Raw genomic sequence first — 17,971 nt, 5'->3', positions numbered from 1 at the left:
CTCGGTCACGGCTTCCGGCCCGGCTGTGCCGGCGCGGCCGCGGCGGGCTGACCGCCGGGAACCCGGGTCCGCTCGTAGCCGAGCCGGCAGCGGATCAGGAAACGCCGGCGCTTGCCGCCGCGCAGGCCGCGCTGGTGCGAGGCGCGATTGCAGGCCGCATAGGAACGCCGGCGGCGCTCCGCGCGGGAGTTCGGGGCCGGGCGCTGCGCGGCCTGCGTGGGCGCCGCATTCGCGGCGGGAGCGGCGGGCGGATGCGGCGACGCCGCCTCGGCCGGATGGGCGCCGTTCGCGGTCGGCGCCGCCTTGGCTGCCTCGCCCGGTGCGGCGTGCGCGATCGGCCCGGTGAGGCACAGGGCGGCGAGGCAGGCCAGCATCGCGAGCTTCATATGTCAGGGTCTCGAACCGCCGGAAACTGGCCCCGCAGCGGATCGGCGGGACGCGGGCAGCATATGAGGCGGCACGGCCGATTGCCAAGGCATGCGCGGCACGGCCCGCCCCGATGACGGTCCACTTTCACCGGGGATACCGCAGCGCACATCTCCCGCGACAATGATTTGGGGATGGAAGGGGGATCCGGCGATCAGGCTCCTGCGGCTGCCCGCTTTGATGCGCGAAACCGACCTCTCACCGGAGACCGAGACGGCCTCACGCGCTTCTCTGAGCGGGGATCCCGCCATCCGGCGCGTCGCGTCGCCGCAGTGGCACCTGGGCGATCGTTTGAACCGAGCGCAGGCGCCCATCTTCGTTGCCCCTTGCGTGCCGGCACGGCGGCGCAGGCGCGACGGACCTCCGGAGCCATCACCCCTATCCACCAGCGAAGCTTGCAGGAGCCTCGACCGGACGGGCGCTCCTCCAGCCGATGCATCCGGGCCGGGTCGAGGATACCGCCCTCGGGACGCGCATTCGGCCGAAGGGCGACGGGCACGGCGAAGCGGTTCTCCTGCCCGACCCGGGTCGTGGCCGCAGCCCAGGAGGTCCGGCGCGGACTCGACCAGACGCGGGACCGTCGCGACGGCATACCGGGCGCGGCCCCGACGGCGATCGGCGGGTCGCGCCGCAGGGCGGCGGCCGGAAGTCCCGGACGCCCTGACGAACCCGGCCGTGCCCTGGCTGCCCGCTCAGGCTTCCGGGGCCTCGACGATCGGGTCGTAGCGGGTGGCGTCGAAGCCCAGCAGGTTCCAGCTCTGCGCCATGTGGGGCGGTAGCGGCGCGCTCACGTCCACGGGCTTGCCGGTGCGCGGATGCGGGATGACGATCCGGCGGGCGAGCAGGTGCAGGCGGTTCTGGATGCCCCCCGGCAGCTCCCAATTCTCCACGGAGAAGTATTTCGGGTCGCCGACGATCGGGTGGCCGATATGGGCCGCGTGGGCGCGCAGCTGGTGCGTCCGTCCGGTCACCGGCTTGAACGACAGCCAGGACAGCTTCTGGGCGGCCTGATCGACCATCGCGTAGTAGGTCAGCGCGTGGCTCGCCCCCTCGTCGCCGTGCTTGGCGACGCGCATCCGCGCGTCGGCGTCGGTGGGCTCCTCCTTGGCGAGGTAGGTCGAGACACGCCCCTGCCGGACCCGCGGCACGCCCGCGGTCAGCGCCCAGTAGATCTTCCGCGCGGCCCGGGAGCGGAAGCTCTTGGCGAGCGTCGCGGCGGCGAGCCGGGTCTTGGCGACGATCAGGCAGCCGGCCGTATCCTTGTCGAGCCGGTGGACGAGGCGCGGCTTCTGGCCATCCGGGCCGGTGAGGGCGGCGAGCAGGCCGTCCACGTGCCGGACCGTCCCCGAACCACCCTGGACCGCGAGGCCGAAGGGCTTGTTGAGGATCATCATGTCGGCATCCTCGTAGAGGATGAGCGACCGGATGAATTCGGCATCGTCCTGCTCGCGGGCGGCGTTGCGCGGGCGCTCGGAGGGCTGGTCGAGGCGCAGCGGCGGCACGCGCACGCTCATGCCCGGCTCCAGCCGGTCGTTCGGCTTGGCGCGCTTGCCGTCGACGCGCAGTTCGCCCTTGCGCACAATGGTCTGCACGCGGGTAAAGGGCAGGAGCGGAAAACGCGCGGTGAGGAAGCGGTCGATCCGCATGCCGGCCTCGTCCGGCTCGACCATCAGGGTCTGCACCCCGGAGGCGAGGGTCGCGGAGGCGGCCGCGCGCTGCTCGCGGCGGGTCGGACCGGGTGTCGGCGCGGGGGAAGGGGCCGGGGCAGGCGCAGGGGCCTCCGAGCGCTTGGAAACGGGCCGGCTGCCGGGCTTCGCCGCCAGCGGACCGCGCGGCGCGGCTGTGTCGCGCCGCGGCTTCGCGGGCCGGGCCGGGGCTGCGGCTGCGGCGCCCTGCGCACCCCAGGGATCGCGCGCACCCGCATCGTCGCCGCGATTGCGGGCCGCGCGCTCTGCAGCGTCGCGGGCGCTGGTGCGCGGGCCCGTACGGGCACGGCCATCGGCCTGGAACTTGCCGGGCTTGAACTTGCCCGCATCGAACTTGCCGGCCTGAGGCTTGCGCCCCTTCGGCCCGCCGCTTTTGGGAGGTCGTGTCGTCATGCTTCCGCCGGCACCCGTCTCCGCTTCGGACGGAGCGTCCGGGCGCATGGGCCGCGGCGTCGCGGACGTCCGGACCGATGGGATTGCACGGCTGTAGCATCGCCCGCGCGCAGCGGCAAAGGCGGCAGCGCGATCGCGCCCGTCAGGGCTCCGCGTCCCACGCCGCGCGGAGCCAGGCCTTCAGGCCGGTCGGGAAGAGTTCCGGCCCGCCCGGGACGTCGAGCCCGTCGAGATCGCACCACCGCGCCACGCAGGCGGTGCCGCAATCCTCGTGAAAGACGAAGCGCTCCTGTCCGTCGAACCGGCCGGGCGGCAGGGCGACCGGGAACAGGAACAGCACCTCGTGCCCGACCTGCCCCTCGTGCAGGAAGATGTTCTCCACGACGCGCGGGCCGCCGAGCACCGTGACGGTGACGCCGAGCTCCTCTTCGAACTCCCGGATCAGCGCGTCCTCGGCCCTCTCACCGAACGCGACGCTGCCACCGAGGGGCCGGACACCTGTCAGCCGCCCGTCATCCGCATGGATCTCCGCCACCAGCAGGCTATCGCCGCGCCGGGGGAGCCCCAAGGCCTTCACGCGGATCTCCGCAGGGGGACGCCAGACCGTCATGCCGAACCGGCTAGATCGTTCCCGACGGCGCCGCAACGAACCGGCGGACCGCCGCATCGATCCACGACAACTCCCGGACGTGCGGTTGACGCCCGGACACACGACGGCCAAGCTGTTCCTCGACGGTTCCCCTCGGGGATCAAAAGGGAACGCGATGAGGGGTCCGCCCCGAAGCCGCGGCTGCCCCCGCAACTGTAAGCGGCGAGCCCTTCACCACCACGTCACTGGGTCACCCCGGGAAGACGGTGCGAGGGCGGCGACCCGCGAGCCAGGAGACCTGCCGTCAGCCGTGGTCACACGCGAAACGCGCCGGGCGGGGTGTCCTGGCGGGTGTCGAGGCGCCGTCAATCCCGAGGGGAGGCGGCCGCCGAGGCCTCGTTCGCGGTGACGTGCCACAGCAAGCGCGCCCGCGACGCCGTTCCCATGTCCGTCTCCACCGTTTCGCGACCTGCGATCCCTGTTCCGGGAGGCCTCCGCGCACCCGTTCAGGCTCAGGTTTCCAGATGGTCGAGGCATTGTAATGTTATTACAATGCTTATAGGACGAAGGGGCCGGCGCGCGCCGTGCACGGACCGCTTCCCCCATGCTTCGCTCGATCCATCGCGCCCGCTCCGGCGGGCCGGCTCCCCTCTGTGGCGTTCTCCTCGCGCTCCTCGCCAGTCCGACCGCCGCCCAGGAGGCCGTCACCCTGGATGAACTCTCCGTGGCCGGCGCGGGCGGAGACCCGAACCGCGCTGCGCCGACCGGCCTCAATCTGCGCACCCCCGACCGGACCGCGAGCCGCCTCGGTCTGACGCCGCTGGAGACGCCGGCGAGCCTCGACATCGTGTCGGGTGAGACCGCGCGGCTGCGCGGTCAGGACACGATCGCCGAGGCCGTGACCCAGGACGCCACCGGCATCACCACGATCGCGGCACCCGGCAACGGCAACGGCGCCTTCACGTCCCGGGGCTTCGCCGGCCCGAACTCGATCCAGCAGCTCTACGACGGCACGCGCTTCTACGTCGGCGCCAACACGGTGACCTTCCCGTTCGACACGTGGAACGTCGAGCGGATCGAGGTGCTCCGCGGCCCGTCTTCGGTGCTGTACGGCGACGGCGCCATCGGCGGCGTGATCAACGTGGTGCCGAAGAAGCCGGTCTTCGTGCCGATCAACGTCGCCCGCGCCGTTGTCGGCACGGATGGCGTTGCGCGCCTTGCGTTCGATTCGGGCGGTGGAATCGGTCAAGCGGAGTTCGGCGACACCTTCGCGTATCGCCTCAACGTCAGCGGCAATCGCGCCGACGGCTGGATCCGGCCGGAGGGCGATTTCCGCAACCTCGCGGTCTCGGCCGCCCTGCTGTTCCGACCGAGCGCCGATCTGGCGTTCACCCTGAGCCACGATCTCGGCTACCAGGAGCCCGCCCGCTACTGGGGCACGCCGCTCGTCGAGGGACGGATCCCGGACCTCATCCGGTTCAACAACTACAACGTCCGGGACGCGAAGATCACCTGGGCCGACAACTGGACCCAGCTCAAGACCGAATGGTCGCCCTCGGCCGACATCACGATCCGCAACACCGCCTACCGGCTCACAAGCCGGCGCCACTGGCTCGACGTCGAGCAATATTCCTACAACCGCGGCACCGGGCTGGTGGACCGGGGCGACTATCTGGAAATCTACCACAGCCAGGAGCAGGTCGGTGACCGGCTCGACGCGACGTTCCGGGGCAGCCTGTTCGGCTTGCCCAACCAGTTCGTGGCCGGGTTCGACGTGAACCACATCGACTTCCGGCACACCAACAACTTCTACTTCGACCAGACCACCAGCGTGCCGCTCGTCGGCTACGATCCGGGCCTCTTCCCGCAGAACGGGCGAGCCCGTCCGGCCTACGCCACGCAGACGAGCCAAGCCTCGGTCTTCGCGGAGGACCGTCTGATCCTGTCGGACAAGCTCTCGTTCCTCACCGGCGTGCGCCTCGACGTGCCAACGCTGAATCGGGAGGACCTGCAGACGGGATCGCGGTTCGAGAAGACCTACCGGGCGCTGGGCTACCGGTTCGGCCTCGTCTACAACCCGACGCCGGACAGCGCGCTCTACGCCCAGTACAGCTTCGCCACCGACCCGGTGAACAGCCTGATCACGCTGAACCAGTCGCTGGCGGGCTTCAAGCTCGCCACAGGCGATCAAGTCGAGATCGGCGCCAAGGGTCTTGCCTTCGACGGTGCCGTGGAATGGACCATCGCGGGCTACCGGATCGTCAAGGACAACCTGATCTCGGCAATCCCCGGCCAGCCGACGCTGTCCACGCAGGTGGGGAGCCAGTCCTCGCAGGGATTCGAGCTGGCCTTGGGCTGGCGCTTTGCTCCGGGCTGGCGACTGGACGGCAACCTCGCGCTGCTGCACGCGCAGTACGACCGGTTCGACCAGACGGTGAACGGCGCCACGGTCTCGTACGCCGGCAACCAGCCCATCGACGTGCCGGAGCGGGTGGCCAACCTCTGGCTGACCTGGGACGTCTACCGCGACTGGACCGCGCGGGTCGGGCTTCAGAACGTGGGGCAGGTCTACAGCGACTTCGGCAATACGGCGCGGCGCCCGGCCTACAACCTCGTCAACGTGGTCCTCGACCATCAGGTCACGGCGGAGTCGCGCCTGTCCGTGCGGGTCTACAACCTGTTCGACAAGGTCTACGCGATCAGCGGCAATGCCGTGAACGGGGTCGGGACCAACTGGCTGCTCGGGCGGCCGCGCTCGGTCGAGGTCGCCTACACGGTGACGTGGTGAGCCTGCCGCGGCGGCTCGGCAAGGCGGGGCGGCGCTGGCTGCTGCTGTTCCACCGCTGGGCCGGGATCGCCGCGGGGCTGTTCTTCGCCCTGTGGATCGGCTCCGGACTGGTGATGCTCTACGTGCCGTTCCCGGCGCTCACCGGGGCCGAGCGCCTGGACCGACTCGCACCGATCGCCTGGGAGCGCGTCGCGGTGGCGCCCGACGACGCGCTGCGGGCCGGCGGCCTTGCCGGCGTGCCGGCGGCCTTCGCCCTGGAGATGCGCGGTGCGGAACCGGTCTACCGGATCGCCGACCGCGACGGGCGCCGGGCCACGGTCTCGGCGCGGACCGGGGAGCGGCTCGGCCCGCTGACGCCCGAGGATGCGTTGCGTCTCGCGGCCGAGGGGATTCCGGGCGCACATGTCGATCCGGTCGAGCGGGACCAGTGGACCGTCACGGCCCGGTACGATCCGCTCCGGCCGTTCCTGAAGGTCGTCCTCGACGATGCGGCCGGGACCGAGCTCTACGTGTCTCAGGTCACCGGCGAGGTCGCCCTCGACACGACCCGCTTCGAGCGTGGCTGGAACTGGGCCGGCGCCGTGGCGCATTGGATCTACCTGACGCCGCTGCGCGCCCGGGCCGATCTGTGGCGGACGGTCCTTCTGTGGCTGTCCGGCTTCGCCGCCCTCGGGGCGCTGAGCGGCCTCGCGATCGGGATCTGGCGCCTGCGCCTCCGCCGCCGCTACGCGGGCGGCGCCGTCACGCCCTATCGCGGTCTCGCACGCTGGCACCACCTGTTCGGCCTCGCGGGCGGAATCGGACTCAGCACCTTCATCCTCAGCGGCTGGATCTCGATGAACCCGAACCGCTGGTTCTCGTCGAACGCTGCGCCCGCCGAGATCCGCGCCGCCTATGCCGGACAGCCCGCCCCCCTCGGCCTCGACGCCGGAGCCCTGCGGGGCTTCGCAGAGGCCGGAACCCGCGCGCTGCGCTTCGCCGCCATCGGCGGGTCCTGGTGGATCGTCGCCGACACACCGGCGGGAGCCCGGAGCCGCAGGGCGGATGACGGCACGCTCCTCGATGCCGCCGCGCTCGCGCGGGCCGCCGGTCCGGCCCTGCTCGGCGGATTACGGACGGCAGAGACCCTGACCGCCTACGACCTGTACTGGTATCCGCATGGGATCGACCCACGGCCGCTTCCGGTGCTGCGCCTGCGCTTCGCTGATCCGGACGCCACGTGGCTCCACGTCGATCCCCGGGACGGGACCATCCTCCAGCGCCTGGATCGCTCCGGCCGCATCAACCGCTGGCTGTTCGACGCCGCGCACCGCCTCGATCTGCCCGGGCTCAGCGTCAACCGCTCGCTCCACGATGCCGCCCAATGGGTCCTGAACCTCCTAGCGGCGGGGATCGCGGTCACCGGTCTGGTCGCGGGCTGGCGCCGCCTGCGCCGCGTTCTGTCGGCCTAGGGGGCCGGCCGAGGCTCCCGGTGCCCGACGCGGCCGAGCACGCCCGCTTGGTCGTCACGCCGAAAGCGCAGTGACCCGGTGCCCGCCGACAGCGCGACGTCCGACGCAGCCCTGAATGGCTTCGCCGCGCGCGCAAGGACGGCGCCGCGGCGGCCGCAGCGTTCAGAACCGCGCCGTCAGGAACAGCCGCACGTTCCGCCCCGGCAGCAGGATCTCGTCCTTCTTGAACGAGGTCGAGTTGCGGATGTCGTCGTTCAGGAGGTTGCGGCCCTGGACGCCGAGGGTGATCGCGCTCGCCCCGTAGACCGCGGGATCGACCGCCTTGGTGTAGCTCAGCTCGGCCCGCAGGTCGTCGTAGCCGGGCGTGGGCGTCTCGTAAACCGCCGTGGCGTCGTGGCTGAAGGCGTGGATGAGGTTCACCCGCGCGAACCATCCGTCGGCCCGCAGATAGACGCCGCCGCCGAGCCGGTAGGGTGGGATGCGCGGCACGTTGGTGCCGTTGTCGAACTGAGCGCGGACGAAATCGAACTGCCCCTCGATGCCGGCGAAGCCGTTGCCCACCGGCAGGAGGTCGTACTGGCCGATGATCTCGGCGCCGTAGAAGGTCGCGTTCTGCTGCTGATAGACGATCTGCCGGTTGTCGGTGCCGACACCGCAGGAGGCGAAGTCGTCGTCGCAGGTCAGCCCCGTGTAGTTGCGGTAGATGAAGCCGGTGTAGCGCGTGAAGTAGCCGGTGGCGTCGAGGCGGAAGGGTCCCTCGGCCCGCCGGATGCTGGCCTCGACGGTCCGGGCGCGCTCCTTCTTGAGGTTCGGGTTGCCGATCTCGAAGGTCGCGGTGGCGTCGTGGGGCCCCTGCGAGAACAGCTCGTAGCCGGTGGGTCCGCGCTCGACATAGGAGCCGGTGAGGCTCGCCACGAAGCCGTAGGGCAGATCCTGCAGGGCGCCGATGCTGGCGCTCTTCGGCGCGAAGCGGCGGGTCCGGGCGTACTGGAACGGCTCCTGCCCGTCGACGGGCACGTAATCGCTGGGGAACTGCGCGGCCGTACTCGACAGCCGATCGACCTCGTAGCGCCCGGCCGCCTGCAGACGCGTGCCCGGACGCAGCTCCAGCTCCTCGAACAGGTAGACCGCGTTGGCACGGGACTCGGTCTTGGGCAGGAACGATTCGAGCTGCGTGTTGATCACACGCCGGTCCGACTGGAAGCCGAGCGCGCCGGTGAGCTTGCCGAGATCCGTGAAGACCGGGACGTGCTGGAGTTCCAGGCGCCCTTCGGCCTCCCGGTTCTTGAAGATCGCCTGGACGCCCTCGATCCCGTCCTCGCCGATGCCGACCTCGTTGTGGCGGTAGACCGAGTAGCCCGCCCAGTAGCGGATCACCTCGAACGGACCGTCGAGGGGCCGGTACTCGCCCCGCGACAGGACGCGGTCCTGATTCGGGGTCAGCCGGGTCCGGTCCTGCTCCGCCACGCCGCCGGGGATCGCATAGATGGCGTCGTAGTGGCTGAAGGAGATGCCGACGAAGCCGCGGTCGCCGATCGCCGAGATGCCGACCGCGCCGCCCTGCGACTCGTTGTAGGAATTGCGCTGGATCCCGCCGGGGATCGCGTAGCTGTCGTTGGCCGTCTTGAAGCCGTCGGCGTGGACCGCGATGCCATCGCCGCCGGCATCCACCGTGGCGGCCCCGAGCCGGCCGTTGTCCACGCTGGAGAAGCCGGTGGTCACCTGCCCCTGCACCCCGTTCGCCGGAATGAAGGTCGGCACCCGGTTGTTGTCCGCCGAGACCACGCCGCCGATGGCGCCGGAGCCATAGCGCAAGGTCGCGGGGCCGCGGATCACCTCGATCCGGTCGGCCACCAGCGGATTCACCGGCACGGCGTGGTCCTCGCCGAGGTCGGACACGCCGCCGTTGACGATGCCGTTCTCCTGGATGCGCACCCGGGCGTTGTCGAGACCGCGAATGATCGGCCGTGAGGCCGCGCCCGGGGCGTAGGACGTGCCGGAGATGCCCGGCCTGTCGAACAGGGCGTCGCCCAGGGTCCGGGGCTGATCGCGCGCGATCTGCTCCTGGGTGACCACGGTGACGGGCGAGAAGGTGTTGGTCGCCACCGGCAGTACGCCGATCGGGACCGCCGCGTCGGCGATCGGCGCCGTGCGCGGGGCCTGGATCGGGCTCGGACTGGTGACGCTGATCTCGTCGAGGGTGACGGCCTGCTGGGCCCGGGCAACCGACGGAGCCAACATGCCGGTGCAGACGGTCGAGGACAGCATTGTGCCGGCAAGGAAGCGGAGGCGACGCAGGCGGGACATGGAGACTCACATAGTGTTATACTGTTTCAGTGTCGCGGACCTCGGGTCAGGTGCAAGGTGTAATCCCGCGCCACCCCGACACGCTTGAGAAACGTTACATCGTTGCAACAGCTTCGCCGGGTCCCGCCGCTGCGGCGCGTTTCACTGCCTTGACTTTGAAATGTTATAACATTTTGATTGCGGCATGACACAGCCCGATCGCCGCCTGCCCGTCACCGTCCTGTCCGGCTTTCTCGGAGCCGGCAAAACGACGCTGCTCAATCATGTTCTGAACAACCGCGACGGCCGCCGGGTGGCGGTGATCGTGAACGACATGAGCGAGGTCAACATCGATGCCGACCTCGTCCGCGCGGGCGGAGCCGACCTGTCCCGGACGGACGAGACCCTCGTCGAGATGACCAACGGCTGCATCTGCTGCACCCTGCGCGACGATCTGCTCGCCGAGGTCCGCCGCCTGTCGGAGACCGGGCGGTTCGATTACCTGCTGATCGAGGGCACCGGCATCGCCGAACCGCTCCCGATCGCGTCGACCTTCTCGTTCCGGGACGAGGCGGGCCGCTCCCTGTCGGATCTGGCCCGGCTCGACACGATGGTGACCGTGGTCGACGCGGTGAACCTGCTGAAGGATTACGGCTCGGCCGCGTTCCTGCGTGAGCGCGGGGAGACCGCGGGCGCCGAGGATACGCGCACGCTCGTGGACCTGCTCGTGGAGCAGATCGAGTTCGCCGACGTGGTGGTGATCAACAAGGCGCATGACGTCTCACCCGAGCATCTCGCGCTGGTCCGCTCGGTGGTGCGCGGCCTGAACGCCGACGCCCGCATCCTCGAGACCGATCACGGACGTGCGCCGCTCGCGGAAATCCTCGACACCGGCCTGTTCGACGAGGAGAAGGCGCAGCAGCACCCGCTCTGGTTCAAGGAACTCTACGGCGCCCACGCGCACGTACCGGAGACCGAGGAATACGGCATCGCCTCCTTCGTATACCGGGCCCGGCGCCCCTTCGACCCCGAGCGCTTCAACGCCTTCGTCAACGCCACCTGGCCGGGCCTGATCCGGGCGAAGGGCCATTTCTGGCTGGCGACGCGGCCGGATTGGGTCGGCGAGTTCTCCCTGGCGGGGGCCGTGGCCAGGGTCTCCGCGATGGGGTTCTGGTGGTCGGCGGTGCCGCGGCGGCGCTGGCCGGAGGCGCCCGAGTTCCGGGAGCGCCTGCATACGGTCTGGAGCGAGGTCTGGGGCGACCGGCGCCAGGAACTGGTCTTCATCGGATCCGGGATGGACCGCGCCGCGCTCATCGCCGCGCTCGATGCCTGCCTCGTGGACACCGGACCGGATCGCGCACCTTTCGATCCCGCGCCCTACCGCGAACTGCCGGATCCGTTCCCGGCCTGGCGCCGGGCCGCGGCCTGAGCCCCGCCGGTCAGGCCGGCAGGCCCTCCGTCTCGTCCTCGGCCTCGATCTCGGCATCGGCCTCCGCCACCTGACCGGAGGCACCGGCTGCCTCGGCGAGGCCGCGGGCGGCCTTGCGCAGGAGCTTGCGCAGGCGTCGGCGGTCGGTCTTGTCGAGGTGGTCGAGCAACTCGGCCTCGACCTCTTCCTGGATCCGCTCGATCGCCTCGGCCTTGGCCATGCCGGCTTCCGTGAGCTGAACCCGGACCACGCGGCCATCGCCCGACTCGGCCCGGCGCTCGACGATGCCGAGGGCCGCGAGCCGCGTCACGGTCTTGGACGCGGTGGGCGGCCGCACCCGCAGCAGCGCCGCGAGATCACCCATGGTCATGGTGCCGGCCGCAGCCAACGCCTGCACCACCTGCTCCTGGCCGGCGAAAAGCCCCAGCTTGGCCAGCCGGTCGCCGGTTCGGGCGCGGTGCAGGCGCGCCGCCTGCACCAGCGCCCAACCGACGCTGCGGACGCCGGGCGGCCGCATCTTCTTGGACGTGTGGCCGAGCACGGCCGCAGCTTCGTCCTGATGATCGCGCTTCTGCTTGTCGCCCACCGGAGCGCCCGAATTAATGCCGGCGGCCGCCGGACGATCCTGAAACTGCACCGTCCACCCCCGTCACGCGGCCGCTCCGGTCCGTGTGGCGCTGGCCGGTGACGGTGCGATGACGGGGCCGACGTGAAGGTCGGATCAGCAGTGCATGAGGCGCTGAAGACGGTCCAGGATATCCTCGCCGGTGCAGGGCCGGGCGATGAACTCGGCATGCTCGGGCATGCGGGCCGGATCCGGGGCCGCGCGCCCGGAGACGATCAGGATCGGCAGTTGCGGCCGCGCCTCGGCCACGGAACTCGCCAGATCGAACCCGTCGGTCTTTCCCGACAGCTGCACGTCCGTGACCAGGCCGCAGATGTCCGGGCGCGCCTGCAGGATGCTCAGCGCGCGCTCGGCCGAGGCGCACTGAACGGTGTCGTAGCCGCCTTCCTCCAGCACGTCCCCGAGGTCCATGATCGTCAGCGCCTCGTCCTCGACGAGGAGGATTACCGGCCGATCGCCGCTCGAACCCGTCTGCTCGCTCGCCACTGTGTACTCCCTTTGGCAGCGTCCGGCCGCGCGGGCCGCCGCACGCATCTCCAGCCGTAGGCCCAACGGCAGAAACGGTCACGGGTTGCAGGCGCCCGCGGAGACGGATCACGGGAATGTGGAACGCCCGGTCGTCATGCCGATCCGGGCGCCAGCTCGGTCACCACGGCGGCGACCGCCTCGATCAGCCGGTCGAGATCCGCTGCATCGATCGTGAGGGCGGGGGTGAGATAGACGATGTCGCCGAACGGCCGGACCCAGACGCCGCGGGCGAGCAATCGCGCCTTGAGGACGGCCAAGTCGGGCGCACGGGCGAACTGCACCGCTCCGATGGCACCGAGTACCCGGACATCCGCCACGCCCCGCACCCGCCGCAGGGGTTCCAGCCCCTCGGCAAGACGGGCCGCGATGGCGCGGGCCTGGATCAGCCGTGGCTCCGCCTCGAACAGATCGAGGCTGGCATTGGCCGCTGCGCAGGCCAGGGGATTGGCCATGAAGGTCGGGCCGTGCATCAGCGCGGCCGCGGGGTCTTCGGACCAGAACGCCGCGAACACCTCCGTGCGGGCGACCGTGGCGGCGAGCGCCATCGTTCCGCCCGTAAGGGCCTTCGACAGGCAGACGATGTCGGGCACGATTCCCGCCTGCTCGCAGGCGAACAGGCTGCCGGTGCGCCCGAAGCCGGTGAAGATCTCGTCGGCGATGAGCGGCAGTCCGTGCCGGCGCGCCAGCCCGGCGATCGCCGCGAGCACCTCAGGCGGGTGCGTCCGCATCCCGCCCGCACCCTGGACCAGCGGCTCGACGATCACCGCCGCCAGGGTGTCGCGATGAGACGCGAGGGCCGCGTCGAGCGCCGCGGTCTCGGCCGCGCTTCGCGGCAGGTCGCAGAAGATCTGGCTCGGCAGGTAGGCACCGAAGCGGCGATGCATGCCCTCCTCGGGGTCGCAAACCGACATCGCCCCCATCGTGTCGCCGTGATAGCCGCCCCGGAACGCCAGGACCTTCGTCCGGCCGCCCACCCCGCGGTTGATCCACATCTGCGCCGCCATCTTGAGCGCGACCTCCACGGCGACCGAGCCCGAATCGCTCAGGAAGACGTGGTCGAGATCGCCCGGCAGCAGGGCGGCGAGCCGGCGCGCCAGCGTCTCCGCCGGCGCATGGGTGAGGCCGCCGAACATCACGTGGGGCATGCGCGCGAGCTGGTCGGCGACAGCGCCCGCTATGTGCGGGTGATTGTAGCCGTGCACCGCGGTCCACCAGGAGGCGATGCCGTCCACGAGTTCGCGGCCGTCGGCGAGGCGGATGCGGGTGCCATGCGTCGCGACCGCCTCCAGCGGCGGCGGGGCGAGGCGCATCTGCGTGTAGGGCCGCCAGAGATGGCCTGCGGGCGTTTCGAGGGTCATGCGTCCGGCATGGAAGCCCCTCGGACGGGGGTCAAGAGTCCGGCACCCGCCGCTTGACTTTGCCGCCGCGGCATCGCCCATCCCCATCCCCATGGACAGCCTCGACGCCTTCGCCACCGGGAAACTCGAAGCCCTCGAGGCCGGTCGCCTGCGCCGCACGCTGGTGCCGACGGAGCGCGGCTCCGGCGCCGCGGCGGCACGACGGGGCCGGACGCTCGTCTCCTTTTCCTGCAACGATTACCTCGGCCTCTCGCATCACCCGCGGGTGATCGCGGCGGCTCAGGCGGCCGTCGCGAGCCACGGTGCGGGGTCGGGCGGATCGCGGCTCGTGACCGGCGACCATCCGTATCTCGGCGCGCTGGAGGACGGCCTCGCGCGCCACAAGGGCACGGAGGCCGCCCTGGTCTTCGGCAGCGGCTATCTCGCCAATCTCGGCATTACCCCGGCGCTGGCCGGGCGGGGCGACCTCGTCCTTCTGGACGCGCTGTCCCATGCCTGCATGTGGGCCGGCGCGCGGCTGTCGGGCGCGCGGGTCCTGACGTTCCGCCACAACGATCCCGGCGACCTCGCGGCCCAGCTCGCGGAGCACCGCCCCCATTACGGGCGCGCCCTGGTGCTCACCGAGCGGGTCTTCAGCATGGATGGCGACCGGGCGCCGCTCGGCGACATCCTGGGCATCGCGGAGACCTTCGACGCCTGGACGCTGGTGGACGACGCCCACGGCATCGGCGTGGTCGAGGACGGGCCGCGGGCGCCGCTGGAAATGGGCACCCTGTCGAAGGCGCTCGGCTCGTATGGCGGCTATCTCTGCGCCTCGCGCCCGGTCATCGACCTGATGACGAGCCGCGCCCGCAGCTTCGTCTACACCACCGGCCTGCCTCCGGCCTCGGCCGCCGCCGCCCTGGAGGCGCTGACGATCCTGGAGGCGGAGCCCGACCGGCGTGCCCGACCGCTGACCCTCGCCCGGCGCTTCACCGCCCGTCTGGGCCTGCCGGAGGCCGAGAGCGCCGTCGTGCCGGTCCTGGTCGGCGAGGCGCAGGCGGCGCTCGACATCTCGGCCGCGCTGGAGGCCTCGGGATTCCTGGTGGTGGCGATCCGCCCGCCGACCGTGCCGGCCGGGACCGCGCGGCTGCGGGTGGCCTTCTCGGCCGCCCACGACGAGGCCCAGGTCGACGCCCTCGCGGAAGCGATGACCGTCCTCACCGGGCGCGCCTGAGAACCGCTTCCCGTCCGCGTGGCGCGCACCTATACCGGGCGCCTGACGGAGCCGGAACGCTCCGGCCGGCCCGCCGCCGAGAAGCGGGTCAGATCCGGAATCGAGAGGACGACGCCATGGACGCCACCACGCTGCGAGCCCTCCAGGCTCCGATCAAGGACAAGTACCGCACCGCACCGGACGCGGCGGTCATCACCCTGAAGGCCAGGGGCACGCTGGACGACACCAAGATCGCCTGCAAGGTCGAGACGGGCCGCGCCATCGCGGAGGCCGGGCTCCATCCGGCGACGGGCGGTTCGGGGGCGGAGCTGTGCTCGGGCGACATGCTGCTGGAGGCGCTGGTCGCCTGCGCGGGGGTGACGCTCAAGGCCGTGGCCACAGCCCTGGAGATCCCGCTGCGCGCCGGCACGGTCAGCGCCGAGGGCGACCTCGATTTCCGCGGCACCCTCGGGGTCGACAAGGAGGCGCCGGTGGGCTTCCGCAGCATCCGCCTGTTCTTCGAACTCGATACCGACGCGCCGGAGGACAAGCTGGCGCAGCTCCTGAAGCTGACCGAGCGCTACTGCGTGGTGTTCCAGACCCTGAACCACAAGCCCGAGCTGTCCGTGGCCACGACCACGGTCTGACGGAGGGAGCATGGCGGGCGGCATCACCCAGACCGAATACTGGAACGGCGAGGTCGGCACGCGCTGGGCGCGCAATCAGGCCGTCCTCGACGCGATGTTCCTCCCGCTGACGGAGGCGCTGTTCGCCCGCACGCCCCTCGCTCCCGGCGACACGGTGCTCGATATCGGCTGCGGCGCGGGGGCCACGACCCTGGAGGCCGCCCGTCGGGTCAGGCCCGGCGGCGGCGTCACGGGGGCCGACATCTCGGCGCCGCTGCTCGCCGTGGCGCGGGACCGCGCCGCCGCGGAGGTTGCACGCACCGCCCCGATCCGGTTCGTGGAGGCGGATGTCGGGACGGCGGATCTCGGTCCTTTCGACGGGATCCTGTCGCGCTTCGGCGTGATGTTCTTCCCGGATTCCGCCGGCGCTTTCGCCAACATTCGCCGGATGCTCAAGCCGGGCGGCCGGCTGACCTTCCTGTGCTGGCGGACCTTGCCCGAGAATCACTGGGTGAGCGTGCCGCGCGACGCGGTGCTTCCGCTCCTGCCGGAGCCCCCGCCTCCGCCGCAGCCCGACACGCCGGGGCCCTTCCGCTTCGCCGACCCCGACCCGCTGGTCGCGCTCCTGCGCGCCGCCGGGTTCGCCGGCGTGACCTGCGACGCGCTCGACCGGGACATCGTCGTCGGTCAGGGCGAGACCGACGCGGCGGCGACCGCGGCGGCCACCCACGTCTCCCTGAACCTCGGCCCCAGCTCCCACCTCGTCCGCGAGGCCGCACCGGATCTCCGGGCGCGGGCCGAGGCGGCCGTGGCGGCGGCCCTCGCGCGGCACGCGGCGGGTGGCGCCGTGCGCCTGCGCGCCGCCTGCTGGCTCGTTCAGGCGGGCTGAGCCGGCATCCCGCGCCGCCGGGCGGGCGGCGCGTTCTCTCAGAGTCCCAGGGCGCCGCCGTCCGAGCGCGGGTCGTGGGTCGCCTCGATCCGACCGTTCCGGGGATGGCGGACCAGCATGCCCGCGTGCCCGAGCGAGTCGATGTAGGGTCCGCCCAGTTCCTCGATCTCGTGGCCGAGTCGGCCGAGGGCCGCGATGCAGGCCGAATCGAACCGGTCCTCCACCTTCACGCTGAGCGAGGGCGCCCCCCAGGTGCGCCCGTAGAGCAGGCGCGGCGCGTCGACGGCATCGGCCACCGACATCCCGTAATCGGCGTAGCGGGTGAAGATCTGGGCCTGGAATTGCGGCTGCCCGTCGCCGCCCATGCTGCCGTAGCTCATCACACGGCCGTCGTCGAAGGCGGCGAGCGCCGGGATCAGCGTGTGGAAGGGGCGGCGACCGGGCTCCAGGGGATTCACGGCCTTCGGGTCGAGGGAGAACGACATGCCCCGGTTCTGCCAGCAGATGCCGGTGGCGGGCAGCACCGTGCCGGAGCCGTACTCCCAGTAGACCGACTGGATGTAGGAGACGGCAAGCCCGTCCTTGTCGATCGCGCCCATCCAGACCGTGTCGCCGTGACCCGGATCGGGCAGGGGCACCCGGGCTGCGCGACCCATGTCGATCAGCGCGGCCTCGCGGGCCAGCCGTTCCGGGGTCAGGAAGGCGGCGGGGTCGTGCCGCAGGCGGGCGAAATCGGTGACCACCCGGTCGCGGATCGCGAAGGCCCGCTTCGTCGCCTCGATCAGCCCGTGATAATGGGCCGTGCGTTCGGGCTCGGAGACATTCAGCCGGTCGAAGATCCCGAGGATCAGCAGGGCGGCGAGCCCCTGGGTCGGCGGCGGGAAGTTGTAGAGCGTCGCGTCGCGGCGCCGGATCGACAGGGGCGCCCGCTCCACCGCCGCGAAGGCCTCCAGATCCGCCCGGGTGACCGGCGCACCGAGGCGCTCCAGGTCGGCGGCGATCTCCCGGCCGATATCGCCGCGATAGAAGTCGCCGAGCCCCGCATGAGCGAGCTGCTCCAGGGTATCGGCGAGGCGGGGCAGCGCGCGGGTCTCTCCGGCGGGATAGGGCTTGCCGTCCTTCAAGAAGGTTGCCGCAAAGTTTGGCGCGTCGTGGAGCGTGTCGAGTTCCTGTGGCACGTAGCGTGCCTCCGAGGGCGAGACCGCGACGCCGGCTCGGGCCTGACCGATCGCGTCGGCGAAGAGCGTCTCCAGGGGCAGGCGGCCGCCGAGCGCCCGCGCCAGCTCCAGGGCGAGGCGCCAGCCGCCCACCGCGCCCGCCACCGTGACCATGGCGTCGGGTCCCCGCGCGGGGATCGCGTCGTAGCCCTTCTCGCGGTAGCGCGGGATCGTGGCGAGGCGCCCGGCCGGGCCGCAGGCCTCGATGCCCCGCACCCGGCCGCCCCGCTCGCGCACCAGCCAGAACCCGTCGCCGCCGATGCCGTTCATGTGCGGATAGACCACCGCGATGGAGGCGGCCATCGCCACCATCGCCTCGATGGCGTTGCCCCCCTGGGCGAGGACGGTCTGGCCGGCCTGGGCGGCGAGGCTGTGGGGTGCGGCGACGGCGGCGGACGTGAAGACGGGGGTCTCGGGCATCGACGGTCCTGTGGTGTACCGGCCGCAGGGTTAGGCGAGGCGACG

14 protein-coding genes and 1 riboswitch are annotated in these 17,971 nt (G+C 71.6%); of the genes, 6 read left to right on the top strand and 8 right to left on the bottom strand.

Annotated elements, in window-relative coordinates:
• Window positions 1–5: 5 nt before the first annotated feature.
• The 3 genes from GGQ91_RS09935 to GGQ91_RS09925 all read right to left on the bottom strand — a co-directional run bounded on the left by GGQ91_RS09935 (window position 6) and on the right by GGQ91_RS09925 (window position 3,102).
• On the bottom strand, window positions 6–386 hold the full coding sequence (locus tag GGQ91_RS09935; protein WP_053610928.1) for a hypothetical protein: 381 nt from the start codon (window positions 384–386) through the stop codon (window positions 6–8).
• A 732-nt stretch (window positions 387–1,118) separates the two neighbouring features.
• A complete protein-coding gene (locus GGQ91_RS09930) occupies window positions 1,119–2,525 on the bottom strand; it encodes an RluA family pseudouridine synthase (RefSeq protein WP_179698324.1) in 1,407 nt (468 codons plus the stop codon).
• Between the two features lie 142 nt (window positions 2,526–2,667).
• On the bottom strand, window positions 2,668–3,102 hold the full coding sequence (locus tag GGQ91_RS09925) for an NUDIX hydrolase (protein WP_403091112.1): 435 nt from the start codon (window positions 3,100–3,102) through the stop codon (window positions 2,668–2,670).
• 139 nt (window positions 3,103–3,241) lie between these two features.
• Window positions 3,242–3,434: riboswitch (cobalamin riboswitch) on the top strand.
• Window positions 3,435–3,718: 284 nt separating this feature from the next.
• Here GGQ91_RS09925 and GGQ91_RS09920 point away from each other — a divergent pair.
• Window positions 3,719–5,902 (top strand): TonB-dependent receptor, encoded by a 2,184-nt coding sequence (locus GGQ91_RS09920; RefSeq protein WP_182591891.1) that lies wholly within the window; start codon window positions 3,719–3,721, stop codon window positions 5,900–5,902.
• Window positions 5,896–7,353, top strand: coding sequence for a PepSY domain-containing protein (locus tag GGQ91_RS09915; protein WP_075379737.1), 1,458 nt, complete (start codon window positions 5,896–5,898; stop codon window positions 7,351–7,353). Before GGQ91_RS09920 ends, GGQ91_RS09915 begins: the two co-directional genes overlap by 7 nt.
• Window positions 7,354–7,515: 162 nt before the next feature.
• Here GGQ91_RS09915 and GGQ91_RS09910 read toward each other — a convergent pair whose 3' ends face one another.
• The gene (locus tag GGQ91_RS09910; RefSeq protein ID WP_403091208.1) at window positions 7,516–9,594 is read right to left on the bottom strand and encodes a TonB-dependent receptor; all 2,079 of its coding nucleotides are present in this window, start codon (window positions 9,592–9,594) and stop codon (window positions 7,516–7,518) included.
• 250 nt (window positions 9,595–9,844) lie between these two features.
• Here GGQ91_RS09910 and zigA point away from each other — a divergent pair, with 250 nt between their 5' ends.
• Window positions 9,845–11,068, top strand: coding sequence for a zinc metallochaperone GTPase ZigA (gene zigA, locus GGQ91_RS09905; RefSeq protein WP_053610924.1), 1,224 nt, complete (start codon window positions 9,845–9,847; stop codon window positions 11,066–11,068).
• A 10-nt stretch (window positions 11,069–11,078) separates the two neighbouring features.
• On the opposite strand, the gene GGQ91_RS09900 is transcribed toward zigA, so the two are convergent.
• The 3 genes from GGQ91_RS09900 to GGQ91_RS09890 form a co-directional block, all read right to left on the bottom strand.
• Window positions 11,079–11,654 carry a MarR family winged helix-turn-helix transcriptional regulator gene (locus GGQ91_RS09900; RefSeq protein WP_051976358.1) on the bottom strand — a complete coding sequence of 192 codons (576 nt, stop codon included), beginning with the start codon at window positions 11,652–11,654 and terminating at the stop codon, window positions 11,079–11,081.
• Window positions 11,655–11,789: 135 nt separating this feature from the next.
• Window positions 11,790–12,179, bottom strand: coding sequence for a response regulator (locus GGQ91_RS09895; RefSeq protein ID WP_020093672.1), 390 nt, complete (start codon window positions 12,177–12,179; stop codon window positions 11,790–11,792).
• Between the two features lie 134 nt (window positions 12,180–12,313).
• Complete coding sequence (locus GGQ91_RS09890) at window positions 12,314–13,579, bottom strand: adenosylmethionine--8-amino-7-oxononanoate transaminase (protein WP_043348472.1); 1,266 nt, start codon at window positions 13,577–13,579, stop codon at window positions 12,314–12,316.
• A gap of 91 nt (window positions 13,580–13,670) precedes the next feature.
• Between GGQ91_RS09890 and GGQ91_RS09885 the strand changes: the two genes are divergently transcribed.
• From GGQ91_RS09885 to GGQ91_RS09875, 3 genes are all read left to right on the top strand, one after another.
• Entirely contained in the window at window positions 13,671–14,795 is a 1,125-nt protein-coding gene (locus tag GGQ91_RS09885) for an aminotransferase class I/II-fold pyridoxal phosphate-dependent enzyme (protein ID WP_182591890.1), read from the top strand.
• A gap of 116 nt (window positions 14,796–14,911) precedes the next feature.
• Window positions 14,912–15,421 (top strand): OsmC family protein, encoded by a 510-nt coding sequence (locus GGQ91_RS09880; protein WP_043349744.1) that lies wholly within the window; start codon window positions 14,912–14,914, stop codon window positions 15,419–15,421.
• 10 nt (window positions 15,422–15,431) lie between these two features.
• Entirely contained in the window at window positions 15,432–16,289 is an 858-nt protein-coding gene (locus tag GGQ91_RS09875; protein ID WP_182591889.1) for a class I SAM-dependent methyltransferase, read from the top strand.
• Window positions 16,290–16,327: 38 nt separating this feature from the next.
• Here the strand turns inward: GGQ91_RS09875 and GGQ91_RS09870 are convergent, their stop codons facing one another.
• Window positions 16,328–17,926 (bottom strand): gamma-glutamyltransferase family protein, encoded by a 1,599-nt coding sequence (locus tag GGQ91_RS09870; protein ID WP_043755983.1) that lies wholly within the window; start codon window positions 17,924–17,926, stop codon window positions 16,328–16,330.
• Window positions 17,927–17,971 lie beyond the last annotated feature (45 nt).

Origin of the sequence: Methylobacterium fujisawaense, assembly GCF_014138435.1 — a bacterium.
GTDB classification, from domain to species: domain Bacteria; phylum Pseudomonadota; class Alphaproteobacteria; order Rhizobiales; family Beijerinckiaceae; genus Methylobacterium; species Methylobacterium fujisawaense.
The sequence above is the reverse complement of the archived record's forward strand: the minus strand, read 5'-3'. Positions and strand labels throughout refer to the sequence as shown.

Bases quoted from the DNA above. Each gene is read 5' to 3' on its own strand.
- zigA (WP_053610924.1), top strand. From the start codon at position 9,845: ATGACACAGCCCGATCGCCGCCTGCCCGTCACCGTCCTGTCCGGCTTT.
- GGQ91_RS09880 (WP_043349744.1), top strand. From the start codon at position 14,912: ATGGACGCCACCACGCTGCGAGCCCTCCAGGCTCCGATCAAGGACAAG.
- GGQ91_RS09870 (WP_043755983.1), bottom strand. From the start codon at position 17,926: ATGCCCGAGACCCCCGTCTTCACGTCCGCCGCCGTCGCCGCACCCCAC.
- GGQ91_RS09885 (WP_182591890.1), top strand. From the start codon at position 13,671: ATGGACAGCCTCGACGCCTTCGCCACCGGGAAACTCGAAGCCCTCGAG.
- GGQ91_RS09910 (WP_403091208.1), bottom strand. From the start codon at position 9,594: ATGTTGGCTCCGTCGGTTGCCCGGGCCCAGCAGGCCGTCACCCTCGAC.
- GGQ91_RS09920 (WP_182591891.1), top strand. From the start codon at position 3,719: ATGCTTCGCTCGATCCATCGCGCCCGCTCCGGCGGGCCGGCTCCCCTC.
- GGQ91_RS09890 (WP_043348472.1), bottom strand. From the start codon at position 13,579: ATGACCCTCGAAACGCCCGCAGGCCATCTCTGGCGGCCCTACACGCAG.
- GGQ91_RS09935 (WP_053610928.1), bottom strand. From the start codon at position 386: ATGAAGCTCGCGATGCTGGCCTGCCTCGCCGCCCTGTGCCTCACCGGG.
- GGQ91_RS09930 (WP_179698324.1), bottom strand. From the start codon at position 2,525: ATGACGACACGACCTCCCAAAAGCGGCGGGCCGAAGGGGCGCAAGCCT.
- GGQ91_RS09875 (WP_182591889.1), top strand. From the start codon at position 15,432: ATGGCGGGCGGCATCACCCAGACCGAATACTGGAACGGCGAGGTCGGC.